The organism is Chryseobacterium endophyticum, from assembly GCF_056333165.1.
Map to the genome: position 1 here is coordinate 227,391 of NZ_JBWGXE010000003.1, position 12,943 is coordinate 240,333.

At 39.8% G+C, this 12,943-nt stretch carries 10 protein-coding genes; 8 read left to right on the forward strand and 2 right to left on the reverse strand.

What is annotated here, in order from left to right:
- Positions 1 to 5 precede the first annotated feature (5 nt).
- Together AC0N32_RS09180 and AC0N32_RS09185 are read right to left on the reverse strand one after the other, a co-directional pair.
- A complete protein-coding gene (locus AC0N32_RS09180) occupies positions 6 to 1,430 on the reverse strand; it encodes a hypothetical protein (RefSeq protein WP_476393553.1) in 1,425 nt (474 codons plus the stop codon).
- A gap of 39 nt (positions 1,431 to 1,469) precedes the next feature.
- The gene (locus tag AC0N32_RS09185; RefSeq protein ID WP_476393554.1) at positions 1,470 to 4,265 is read right to left on the reverse strand and encodes a TonB-dependent receptor domain-containing protein; all 2,796 of its coding nucleotides are present in this window, start codon (positions 4,263 to 4,265) and stop codon (positions 1,470 to 1,472) included.
- Between the two features lie 185 nt (positions 4,266 to 4,450).
- Between AC0N32_RS09185 and AC0N32_RS09190 the strand changes: the two genes are divergently transcribed.
- The 8 genes from AC0N32_RS09190 (at position 4,451) to AC0N32_RS09225 (ending at position 12,925) form a co-directional block, all read left to right on the forward strand.
- Positions 4,451 to 5,128: a response regulator transcription factor gene (locus tag AC0N32_RS09190; protein WP_476393555.1), complete on the forward strand. Its 678-nt coding sequence runs from the start codon at positions 4,451 to 4,453 to the stop codon at positions 5,126 to 5,128.
- Between the two features lie 51 nt (positions 5,129 to 5,179).
- Positions 5,180 to 6,211, forward strand: coding sequence for a sensor histidine kinase (locus tag AC0N32_RS09195; protein ID WP_476393556.1), 1,032 nt, complete (start codon positions 5,180 to 5,182; stop codon positions 6,209 to 6,211).
- Positions 6,212 to 6,341: 130 nt separating this feature from the next.
- On the forward strand, positions 6,342 to 6,938 hold the full coding sequence (locus AC0N32_RS09200) for an IS1096 element passenger TnpR family protein (protein WP_476393557.1): 597 nt from the start codon (positions 6,342 to 6,344) through the stop codon (positions 6,936 to 6,938).
- 407 nt (positions 6,939 to 7,345) lie between these two features.
- Positions 7,346 to 8,695, forward strand: a complete 1,350-nt coding sequence (locus AC0N32_RS09205; RefSeq protein WP_476393558.1) for an alpha-amylase family glycosyl hydrolase — start codon at positions 7,346 to 7,348, stop codon at positions 8,693 to 8,695.
- 459 nt (positions 8,696 to 9,154) lie between these two features.
- Positions 9,155 to 9,595 (forward strand): hypothetical protein, encoded by a 441-nt coding sequence (locus AC0N32_RS09210; RefSeq protein WP_476393559.1) that lies wholly within the window; start codon positions 9,155 to 9,157, stop codon positions 9,593 to 9,595.
- A gap of 152 nt (positions 9,596 to 9,747) precedes the next feature.
- The gene (locus tag AC0N32_RS09215; protein ID WP_476393560.1) at positions 9,748 to 10,497 is read left to right on the forward strand and encodes an SDR family NAD(P)-dependent oxidoreductase; all 750 of its coding nucleotides are present in this window, start codon (positions 9,748 to 9,750) and stop codon (positions 10,495 to 10,497) included.
- Between the two features lie 104 nt (positions 10,498 to 10,601).
- Positions 10,602 to 11,396 carry a thymidylate synthase gene (locus AC0N32_RS09220; protein ID WP_476393561.1) on the forward strand — a complete coding sequence of 265 codons (795 nt, stop codon included), beginning with the start codon at positions 10,602 to 10,604 and terminating at the stop codon, positions 11,394 to 11,396.
- 92 nt (positions 11,397 to 11,488) lie between these two features.
- Positions 11,489 to 12,925 (forward strand): hypothetical protein, encoded by a 1,437-nt coding sequence (locus tag AC0N32_RS09225; protein ID WP_476393562.1) that lies wholly within the window; start codon positions 11,489 to 11,491, stop codon positions 12,923 to 12,925.
- The last annotated feature ends 18 nt before the right edge of the window (positions 12,926 to 12,943 follow it).

Genomic DNA, 12,943 nt, shown 5'->3' on the forward strand with positions numbered 1-12,943 from the left:
ACTGATTATAAATTGTAGTTTGTCCAACCTGCGTACCATGTATCAGTTGCATCTTTCACAGCACCTCTGTAGGTTACCGGTGTAAACCATGTTGTCAACTTGGTGTTTGTGAATACGCCTCCTGTTAATAGCGGCGAACCTGAAGCAGGAGAGAAGTTCGGTGTTGTTCCTGCAGGAGCCCATGCATTTGTAAATTTCGCGTCAGCAGTGTATGTCAATGTTGAATTCCCGTTACTGTTATACCAAGCGGTAAGATCTGCCAATGTGAAAGAAGTAGGAGATGTTGTAGAAGCTCCGAATTTCAATGGGGTGATAGTACCGGCCAGGATATTATTCTGGAATACCAATTTTAAAGTTCCGATGTTGTTATCTGTAGGGGTACCTTTTGTAGCATCAATAAATAATCCTACCGGGTATCCTGTGAATACTGAGTTGAATACTGAGATCGAAGAGTTTCTTCTGATCTGTAAAGCATTTTGGAATAGGGAGTTGATCGTACCTACGTTTGTAGATGAGCTCGTAGAATTTACCGGCCCGATGATCGTCATATTCGAGAATGTTGCAGAAGTTTGCGGCGTTAATGAAGAACCGTTGGCATCATTGTCAGATTCGAAAGCATTCGATCCTGAAACGTCGGCAATCTGAGAATCTCTCACGGCGATACCAAACTGGATTTTTCCTGAATAACCGTTATCGGTATCGAAATCATCATCAAGACCTTTATAAGCGATAATGTGAGAACAGTTTACAGTACCTCCGAACCACTCGAAGCTGTCGTCGTTTGCGTAAGAAACCTGTACGTAATCTACTGTTGTTCCGCTACCTACTCCTCCGAAAGTAATTCCGTTGATTTCTTTATCCGGTAAGAATGCATATCCTGCATATTCTACTCTTACATATTTTAATACACCACTGTTGTCAGCAGCATTGGTTCCGCCGTAAAGACCTAAACCTTCAGAGTTGTTGATTCCTCCTTCGATTTCACCTACACCAGCCTGTCCGTTGAAAGAAGCGTTGGTAGGAGCAGCACCAAGAATTACTAAACCTGCCCAGTCACCTCTTTTTGGACTTGGCTTTTCAGAAGTAAAGATAATAGGATTGCTGGCAGTACCTTCGGCCATGATTTTACTTCCTCTGGTAATGATTAAAGCCCCGTTTTTATCGGCTTCACCTACAATCTTGGTTCCCGGTTCAATCGTTAAAGTAGCACCGTTCGTTACGTATACCAATCCTCTTAATTTGTAGATATTGTTAGCTTTAAGAGTAAGATTTGAAGTGATTTTTCCTGAAAGAATAAGGTTTTCAGTGGTCCCGCCACCTGAGTTACCGTTCTGAACGATAGTTTGTCCATCTTCTTCTATGTTTCTACATGCTGTAACAGTAGTTGCAATAGTACCAAGCATTAAAGCGTATAAAACAAATTTTTTCATGATATAAAGAATTATTTTTATTAAATATTGATTAATTGATTAAAAGCTGTATCCCAGAGTTAAACTAATATTGGTACCGGTTACCCTGTCGATAGCAAGTGCATCTGCACTGTCGTATTTTTTGTTGTTATTTAGATCGTGGTAGAATTTAGCATGACGGTTCAGGATATCTGAAATGTTAAGCTTGATTTCTCCCTTGTTCTGCCAAAGTTTCTTCGCTACCTGGAAATCCAGAAGCGGTCTTGGGTTTTCCCAGATCGGAGGGATCTGATCATTTCCTACATACAGGATTCTTCTTCCGATCATGTTGAAAAGAACCGTGGAAGACCATCCTGATTTTTCAGTATCGTACTGAAGGCTTACGTTTACTGTATATGGAGACTGCCCCTGCATCGGTCTGTCAACATTGGTCGCTTCGTCGGTAACTCTGTTTTTGATTAAAGCGAAGTTTCCGCCCAAGGTAAAGTTTTTAAGAGCGCTCATGAAATCCAGCTTTTTTCTGAATTCTAGCTCTGCTCCGTAAGCATCGGCCTTGTCAACATTCAAGTAGTTGAATGTATTACTGGTTCCTACCCCGGATTGATTGAAGTACAATTCGATAGGATTTTTAAAGTTTTTGTAGAAACCTGCCACGGAAAGGATTTCTCCATTTCTAGGATACCACTCCCAACGTACGTCGGCACTGGTAATTTTTGTTCTCTGGATAAATTTGTTACCGATCACGGTAGCTCCTAAATCAAAGTCATAATAGGCTAAAGGTGATACCTCTCTGAATTCCGGTCTTACAACGGTCTGCGAACCAGCCACACGAAGATTCATGTTGTTCGTCAGCTTGAAGGTCATGTTTAATGCCGGTAAAAAGTCGGTAACCCTTGTGTTTACGAAACGGTCGTCGCTCTTTTTGGTACTTCCTACCAATTGGTCAAAGTTTTCGATTCTAAGTCCCCAAACTGCTCTGAACCAAGGGGTAAAGTTATTGTCAAATTGTAAATATCCAGCATTAAGGATGGTGTTTGCAATATATCGGTACTGGTTACCGCCGATCTCATCAAAAGTAAATTTGCTGCCATCCGTTCCGAAGTTTTCAGAATTAAAAATGGTCTCGAAAGGTTGGGAAAGCAATGACTGATTGTAGCCTGCCAGCCTCACCGAGAAAGGTCTTGAGTTATAAACCCTGTCTTTTACCTGGAATAAATATCCTCCTTTTACAGTCTGCTTTTGCCCGAACATCTCAAACGTTTTAGATACGTCTCCACCTGCATTGTACAGGTAATCGCTAAGCGTAGAGTAGAATACACTTCCTGATTTTTGAGAAAGACCATTTGAAATCAAAGCTAAATAAGGACTCCCGTTGATGTCAGGATATTGGTTGTACTGTAAACGCTGCAATAACGGAATGTACTGATCAAGAATCCCGAAACTTCCGTACCAGTTCACGGTAAGGCCGCCTAAAGCATCAATTTTATGTGTTCCGTTAAGGGTTGAATTATAGAAGGTCGTTTCTTTGAATCCGATCTCTCTCGCAATGATGTTGGTCCCGTTGATAGGATCAAATTCAAAATCCTTACCTGTTCTGAAAGACATATGGTTCACCGTGTTGTTGGTGATGATGTTTTTCAGGGAAATTTTATTATTGTTGTTAAGTTTTAACGTTAAATTTAATAAGCCTCCGAGAATAACATCGTTTTGATATTTTTCAGTATAGTAATCAAAATTCGTATCGGCTAAAAGCCCGTTGATCGTGAAGAATCTGTTGTTCGTTTCGATTTTCCTTTTGTTGTTGCTGTAGTTTAAAACGGCAATAACTCCCAGGTCTTTTCCGAAAAGCTTGGTGTTGAAACCTCCGTCTAGCTGTAAGCTTACATTTTCAGGAAAGCCATTTGAATTGTATCCGAGATTTTTCGTGTACTGTCTTCCGTATTCGGTTTTCTCTGCATCACTCAAAACGCTGAAAGCATTTTTTGCAGGCATTCCGGTAGGAAGTTTTCTTGTCCCGTCATCAATTCCCAGGAAATCCCATTTTCCGCCTTTCTGCATTTTAAACTCATGGCCCATCGTGATAGAGTTTCCTCCTACACCCACCTGCGCATTGAAAAAGTTTTTATTGGGAATATCTTTAGTATTTACCTGGATCAATCCTCCTGCCCATTCTCCACTGTATTCAGGGATGAATGTTTTATTAATGACAAGGGTTTCGATCACGTTGGCCGGGAAAAGGTCGAAAGAGAAAGTTTTTCTGTCCGGTTCTGTACTCGACAGCTGAATACCGTTAAGCATGGCCTGGTTATATCGGTCGGATAATCCTCTTACCACGATATATTTTCCGTCGAACAAACTCACCCCTGAAACTCTTTTCAGAACTTCTCCTGTGTTTCTGTCCGGACTTCTTTTAATGGCTTCAACACCGATTACTTGCGAAACGACACCTGCATTTCTCTGTAAACCGATGGTGGAGGCAATCGTTTCTTTTCTCGCATTGGATTTTATCACGACCCCCTCGATCTGTTTTTCTTTGGTAGAAGGCTGTTTGTCGAGAACAATGTCAAGGTGAGTATTCGCATCATTTTTTACAACGACTTCGCTGATCTCCTTTCTGTTGTAGCCATTGGAAGTTACGGTAATGATGTAGTTGGTTCCGGGTGGAAGGCTTAAAGAATAGTTTCCGGTAATATCAGTCGTCACCTCCTGATCATTAACCTTCACTTTTACACCTTCAATAGGAGTATTGTCTTTTTCGTCCAACACCCTACCTTCTAGAACCTGGCTTTGTGCAAATGCATAGCCAGCGGAAAACAAGGCAAGTAGCATAATGCTCTTGTGAATTTGTTTCTTCATTTTACTTTATCTTTCATTTCGCTGCAAAGAAATAAAGAATCAGGCGGGTAAATGGTTTAGGGAAATTTAATTTTTTTTTAACTAAACATTAAGAAAAGGATATTATTGTTAACTTTATGTGAACGATGTCCCTTTTGTTAAACTGTGATTAAAATATTATTAACTTTGATGCGTAAAAATTAGAAATGAACCAAAAGAAAATCCTCTTAATAGACGACGAACTGGATATTTTAGAGATTCTGTCTTACAATTTAGAAAAAGAAGGCTACGATATCTTTACCGCTACAAATGGTAACGAAGGTATAGAAAAAGCCAAAGAAATTGTCCCTGATCTTATCTTATTGGATGTGATGATGCCCGAAAAAGACGGTATCGAAACATGTCAGGAACTTCGAAAAGTTAAAGAACTTCAAAAAACACTGATTGTTTTTCTTTCTGCAAGAAGTGAAGAATTCTCACAGCTGGCAGGTTTCCAGGCAGGCGCCAATGATTACATTGTTAAACTTATCAAACCGAAAATCCTTATTTCAAAGGTAAATGCACTGCTTCAGCTTACCTCTCAGGTGTCCGACAACTCCAAGCTTATCGAGATCGGTGACCTTGTGATCGATAAAGACAATTTCAGAGTATCAAAAAGCGGACAGCAGTTTTTGCTTCCTAAAAAAGAATTTGATCTTCTTTATTTACTGGCTTCCAATACGGAAAAAGTATTCAAAAGAGAAGAGATCCTGGAAAAAGTCTGGGGAAATGACGTCATTGTAGGCGAAAGAACCATCGATGTCCACATCCGCAGATTAAGGGAAAAGCTTGGTATCAATACCATTCAGACATTAAAAGGAATTGGGTATAAACTTATCGTTTAATACTCAGTTTCAATTTCCTATCTTTACATCAACCCATAAAAAATTGTAAAATTGAAATTTTACAGACTTACCCTCGTCGCCTCTTGTCTCCTGACATTGGTGATGTTTCTTTTAGTAATCACTTTCGATTCGCTAAAAGATCTCTATTACGATACTCCTTTCTTCAATATCGGGCTTTTTATCTGCCTTATCGTCATTTTTATTACAAATTATATTGTCCTTGAACTTCTTTTTAACTATTACGGAAAAAAACAGGTTCGTGGCTTATCTCAGCTTCTTCCCCAGGAGATTGTGACTCATGATAATGAAAACATTACGATCAAAGAATTGGGAGAACGATTTTCAGATCTCAATCAGCAGAAAGTCACCGAGCTGGATATGATGAAAGAAATGGAAAGCTACCGGAAAGAATATATCGGAAATGTTTCTCACGAACTTAAAACCCCTCTGTTTTCCATCCAGGGATATGTTGAAACGCTGCGTGACGGTGGAGTAGACAATCTCACCATCCGTGACAAATACCTGGAACGAATCGATAAATCCGTAGAAAGGCTCATTGCCATCGTTACCGATCTTGATATGATCAACAGGCTGGAAGCGGGCGAAATAAACCTTACCGTATCCAAATTTGATGTCAACTTACTGATCAAAGAAATTTTCGACCTTCTCGACCTCGAAGCCGAAAAACACAATGCTTCCCTGCAGATTCAGACCCTGCATCCGCAGATTTTTGTGGAGGCAGACAAACAGAAGATTTCCCAGGTTTTTATCAACCTTATTTCCAATGCGATCCATTACGCCAACAGGCAGGAAGCCAAAGTCGTTGTAAAAACCAGTGTTCTTAAAAATAAAGTCCTGATCGAAGTGATCGACAACGGGATGGGAATCAAATCCGAAAGCCTTCCGAGGATTTTTGAAAGATTCTACCGCGTGGAAACCAGCCGCAGCAGGAGAGAAGGAGGCTCAGGACTGGGGCTGGCCATTGTGAAGCATATCCTGGAAGCGCACAACGAAAATATTACCGTGGAAAGTGTGTATCTTGAAGGTACAAAATTCAGTTTTATGCTTGAAAAAAGTAAATAATTGCTGCAAAATGTAAGAAAAAAAAATAATTTAAAAAATCCTGAAATATTTTTTTGTCACCTCTCATTTATTTTATATTTGCAACAGAGATTTATCATAATAATAAAGGTAAAAAGTAATTTTAAAACTGATGGTTTATAAAATCCGCGTAATATTAGATGCGAAAGAAGATATTTTCCGGGATATCGAAGTTAAAGGAAAACAGACGCTATGGAACTTACACTTAGGAATTAAAAGCGCGTTCAGCTTGCAGGGAGATGAGCTGTCTGCTTTTAATCTGCTGGAAGAAGACGGAACGATCGTAAAAAGTGTTCCGTTGGAAGACATGAGTGATGATGGCGACGGAGAGATTATGTCGGATGTATACATCGATGAAGCTTTCGAAAATGCAGGTGATAAAGCCCAATTCCAGTACGGACTGCTGGATCTTTGGGAATTTTTCTGCGAATTGGTAGAAATCATTGATGAAACCAAAGGCGTAAATTATCCGATCACGGTGTACAGGTTCGGAAACGTTCCTTTAAAAGCACCAAGTAAAAGCGGAACCGGAGGATCTAAAAAGAAATCTGCAATGCCTTTAATGGACGATGATTTCGGATTCGAAGACGATTTTGCGGTAACCGGCAATTTTGCAGATGACGACGATGAAAATTTTGATGACGAGGAAGAAGAAGACTACAACGATGATGTTTTCGATGATGAAGATGACAGTGATGACGAAAGATAATCGTAAACCATAAAAATATACAGCCCTGAATGAAAATTCGGGGCTTTTTTGATCATCAGAATATCAATAGAATCAATCATCCATCATCATTCATCACTCATCACCCATCGGTCAAAATTCATGATTCCTATTTGCAGCTGTTTCCCGCTTTCTGCTGTATCTTTTTTTTGCCTTGCTTTTCCCACTTCAAAAAAAGGATGCCGCGGCAATCGGTGCTAGGGTAGCAGGCTTCAAATTGTACGGAGGGTTCATATTTCACAAATGGAACTCCACATAGTATTTAAGATAAGCATGGAAAAGACTAGCGTTTGTATTCCTCAAAATCCTTCATGGTACTTTTCATAAAATTCATCTTCCATATTTCCCTTTTTCCGATCACAATTCCTATTTTTGTTAAAAGAGAATTAATGAAAAAATTAATTTTAATAGCGATAATGGGCTTGGGAATCATTTCCTGTGCCACTCAAAATACCGAAAAGAAGATGACGGATCTACCCAAAGACTGGAAACACACCACCAATATTTATGAAGTCAATGTAAGACAATATACCAAAGAAGGAACCTTCAGGGCATTTGAAAAAGAAATGCCAAGGCTAAAGTCCATGGGCGTAAAAACCTTATGGTTCATGCCGGTGACTCCCATTGCCCAGCTGAATAAAAAAGGAAGCCTCGGGAGTCAGTATGCAGCCGCAGATTATACATCCATTAACCCGGAATTCGGGACCATGAATGATTTTAAACACATGGTGAATGAAGCCCACCGCCTTGGATTCAAAGTCATCATCGACTGGGTAGCTAATCATACCGGCTGGGATCACGTATGGACAAAAACACATCCCGAATTTTATCTGAAAGATCCGGACGGAAGCTTCCACCGCGCATCGGGAATGGATGATATCATAGAACTGGATTATAAAAACCAGGAAATGCGCCTTGCGATGATCGATGCCATGAAATTCTGGGTCAGGGAAACCGGGATCGACGGCTTTCGCTGTGACCTTGCTTCATGGGTAGAAGTCGATTTCTGGCAGCAGGCACGCCCTGAAGTGGAAAAAATAAAACCCCTCTTCTGGATCGGAGAATATGATGAGCTTGAAAATCCGGAATACGGAAAGGTATTCGACGCCAGCTACTCCTGGAAATGGATGCATAAATCCGAAGACTACTACAAGAAAAATCTTCCGATACAGGATCTCAAAGACCTGTTAATTCAATATTCCAATATCGGGGATGGTTCGATGAGAGCATGGTTTACCACCAATCACGACGAAAATTCATGGAACGGAACCGAATACGAAAAATATGGCGTGATCACCAAACCCATGGCGATCTTTTCCGCCACATGGAACGGAATTCCTCTGTTGTATTCCGGGCAGGAACTTCCCAATATGAAGCGGCTGGAGTTTTTTGAGAAAGATCCCATCGAATGGACGAATGATTACCAGATGTCAGACTTTTATAAAGTTTTGCTGAATCTTAAATCCGCAAATCCTGCCTTAAGAGGAGGAGATCCCAACGTTGGAACCTATATTCTGAATACAACGGCAAATGATAAAATTTTCGCTTACCTGCGCAAAAATGGCAATGACGAAGTTCTGGTCGTATTGAATCTGTCGAAAGAACCAGTCGATTTCAGCATTGAAGACCAGCATGTATCGGGAATTTTCAAAAATGTTTTCACCAAAATGAACAAAAATTTTGGAGAAGGAAAAAATTTCAGTTTCCAACCTGGCGATTATGCAGTTTTTGAAAAGTAGGAATTCCGGAAAGGGATCTTCTGAGAATATTTAATTAATGAAAAAGAGGCTATCCAAATCTGGGTAGCCTCTTATGAAACATTGTATGAAATTACTAATTTTTTACATCAATGATAGTTGAAAATTAGATTTTTAAATGACGGGGAATTTCCCGTACCACTTTTTCAGGCTTTAAAAAAGACTAAAAGTTTATATTTTTTGTATGGTATAAATTTAAATAATTTTCAAATAGTGGTGATAAAAATTTTATTATGTTAACTAATTTTAGATAACTCAAAAACAGAATGTTATAGTTGTTTGATGAGATGTCTCTTGACAACGTTTTTCAAATGATATTCCTCAATGAAAGATTATTAGGAATAAATTTTTAAAGTTTAATATTATGTTATATCCAAAAGACTGAATAGAGGTAAGATTTATTCAATAAATTTGGATGTATAATGAAAATGAACACCCGATATGGATAAATCTAGGATTTTGGTAATGGTAAAAGACAGGCTGATGGAAAAAATCCGGAAGTTTGAAGATTTAATAGAAAGCACGCGCGCTTCAAATAACGATACCAAAAGCTCGATGGGAGACAAATACGAAACCGGAAGAGAAATGCTGCAGCAGGAAATTAATAATTTGCAGAGACAGCTTAACGAAACATTAAATCAACAGGCATCACTTCAGAAGATCACCGCAGAACCATGCCCAAAAGTGCAGACCGGAGCCCTGGTGCAAACTGAAAAAGGTCTGTTTTATATTGCGGTTTCCGCCGGAGATCTCATCCTGGACAATCATAAGATCATTACAGTATCCCCCGAATCTCCCCTGGCTAAATCAATGAATGCGTTGGCTCTGGGACAGACCTTTACCGTAAACAATATCTCCCAGACCATTAAAGAAATATGGTAGTCATTTATGTCGAATTATGTCGCAACATAATGGTTTTGCCAACTTGGTGTCCCGAGTAAATTTTAAGAAAACTTTAATGCTTACTTATGAAGCAATTTGCCGGTTTTGGCCCGGTTTGTGGTGCCTTTTGAATACAAATAAAAGTTATCAATATGGGAATTTTAGACAACAAAGTAGCCCTGGTTACAGGGGCCGGATCAGGAATCGGATTAGCTATTGCCCATGCGTATGCTAAAGAAGGTGCCAAAGTCATCATTTCAGACATCAATGAAGAACACGGACAGCAGGCGGCTGAAGACCTCAAAGCGAAAGGTGGCGAAGCAACATTTGTAAAAGCCGATACCGCTAAACCTGAAGAAGTAGAAGCACTTGTACAAAAAACCGTTGAGATTTACGGACGTTTAGATATTGCCTGCAACAATGCGGGAATAGGTGGCGAACAGGCCGAAACCGGCGATTATAGCCTCGACGGATGGAGAAAAGTACTAAGCATCAACCTCGATGGTGTTTTTTACGGATGCAAATATGAGCTTGAACAGATGGAAAAAAACGAAGGCGGAATAATCGTCAATATGGCTTCGATTCACGGAACGGTGGCGGCCCCGCTTTCCTCGGCATATACCGCTGCAAAACACGGAGTCGTAGGTCTTACGAAAAATATCGGTGCCGAATACGGACAGAAAAATATCCGTTGCAATGCGGTAGGCCCTGCCTATATTGATACCCCGCTTTTAGAAAGCCTGAGTGATGATATGAAAAATGCTCTTATCGCGAAACACCCGATGGGCAGACTTGGAAAAGCTGAAGAAGTTGCCGAACTGGTCCTATTCCTGAGTTCAGAAAAATCATCATTCATGACCGGAGGTTATTATCTTATCGATGGCGGCTACACCGCAGTATAATAGAATCTGAGCCTTTCAGCCATACAAAGCGTCTATGAAAATGGATGCTTTTTTTGATATATTTTGAAATTCTTTCTTTAAATTTGGGCCACAAAATCTTTCCAATGCAGAATTACCTAGACCTTTTACAGCATATTTTAGACGACGGAACCGATAAAACCGACAGAACCGGAACGGGAACCAGAAGTGTTTTCGGCTACCAGCTAAGATATGACCTTTCAAAAGGTTTTCCGCTGGTCACTACAAAAAAGGTTCACATGAAATCTATTATCCATGAGCTGTTGTGGTTTCTGAAGGGTGATACCAACGTCAAATATCTTAATGATCACGGCGTTTCCATCTGGGACGAATGGGCCAATGAAAACGGCGATCTGGGACCCGTTTACGGCGCACAGTGGAGAAGCTGGAACGGTGCAGACGGAAAAATCGTAGACCAGATTACCGAAGTCATTGATCAGATCAAAAAAAATCCGGACTCCAGAAGATTGATCGTATCCGCCTGGAATGTTGCCGAAATCCCGAATATGGCGCTGGCACCCTGCCATGCCTTGTTCCAGTTTTATGTGGCCGACGGAAAACTGTCGCTGCAGTTGTATCAGAGAAGTGCCGATGTTTTTCTGGGGGTTCCTTTCAATATTGCGAGCTATGCCTTATTGCTGATGATGGTGGCCCAGGTTTGCGGTCTTGAAGTAGGGGATTACGTGCACAGCTTTGGAGATGTTCATATCTATAACAACCATTTCGAGCAGGTGAAAAAACAGCTTTCAAGGGATCCGAGACCACTGCCAACGATGAAGCTGAATCCGGAAATCAAAAACATTTTCGACTTCGACTTCGAAGATTTTACGTTGGAAAATTACGATCCGCATCCTGGCATTAAAGCACCTGTAGCGATCTGACAGAACTGATATTGCAGAAACATCTTTTCTAATTGCCGCAAATCCGTTATTTTTGATGTGAAATTTCACACAAATTTTGGAAAAAAAATAGCATGAAAAAAAAATTAGGTAATGATCTTCTGCTCCTGAATATTTCAGTCATAGCGTATGCCCTCTATATAAGCTTTTGCATTTTTAAACATAAAGCAGCACTGGCAGACGATCTTAGTAAAATCTATGAATCCGGAAATATCTCACAACCATATTTCAAATTTATATATTCATTTCTGGATTCCCATACCATGGCGGCAAGGCCGGTGTCGGGATTTATGACGGGAACATTGATGTTACTTTCCGGATATAGCGAATCTGTCTACTGGCTGGGATTATTTTTCTTTCCGCTTTCTTTATTAGTCATGTATCGGGTGGCGCAGAAAATAGCGTCTCCACAATGGGCCGGGCTGCTGGCTTTGTTGTATTCCTGTTCTGTGATCGGCACCAGTATCCAGTTTTCGCCGATCATGCTCAACTCAAACCTGGCAACCCTATTCTTCTGTCTGAGTATTTATTGTTTATACGTTCATAAAAATATATGGGGCAGCTCTTTACTATTCATCGCTTCCGTATTCAGTTACGAGATTTTTTTACCTCTTGTTCTTTTGCATCTGTACTTCATTAAAGAAAATAAAAAGAGAGCGATATTCATGATCTTAACGGTTGGCTTCATCATCATTTTCCGGAAAATTATTCAGCCTGCTGTCTTTGAAAACTCCTATCAGAGGGATGAAATCAGCAAAATATTTAATGTTGAAAGAATACTGCACATCTTTATCTATGCCGTAAAATTATTTTTCAGGGATGTTTTTGTGGGCGTATATAAAGGTATTTTGAATTTAAAAAAATTAAACCTTTATGAATGGATGGCGGTACTCATTATTCCATCATTTGTTTATAAAGTGTTTTCAGGGTATGATTTTAAAAATGAAATACGTCGTTTGAAAAACTTAGGAATCATCTCTTTTACTGGAATTCTTTTAGCGATGAGCATCTTCCTGTTTTCATCCTACAGGCCCACTCTTTTCGGGTTTGATAACCGGAATCTGGGCGCCGTAAGACTTTTTTATACCTTATTCATTATTTCAGCGGTTATTTTTTTAGGAATTAAACTAAATTTTAAAAGTAAAATTATCGCGTCACTTTTAGGCTTTGTTGCGTTTCTTTTCCTGGCGACGAACATCAGTGCCAAGAATTCGTGGATATATGCGAATCATTTTAATCATGAAATGTTCGGCAAACTGCGGACGGCCTTAAAACAAAACAACATCACACACGGGGATATTTGCCTGGATTACAATATGAGTGCTGAGGTTAAAACCAATCCTGGCTTTACGTTCAGGGAACCCGTTTTTTACAACACTTGGGAAGCTCCGATGCTTTGCAAAATGAATGGTATCGATCCTGAAAAAATCCATGTCTATAATATGGAAAGAAAAAGCGACTGTAAAATAATATTTCTTTACAAAAAGGGAAAAATGATCAGGTCAAAATAATTAATCAGGCATTCGGTT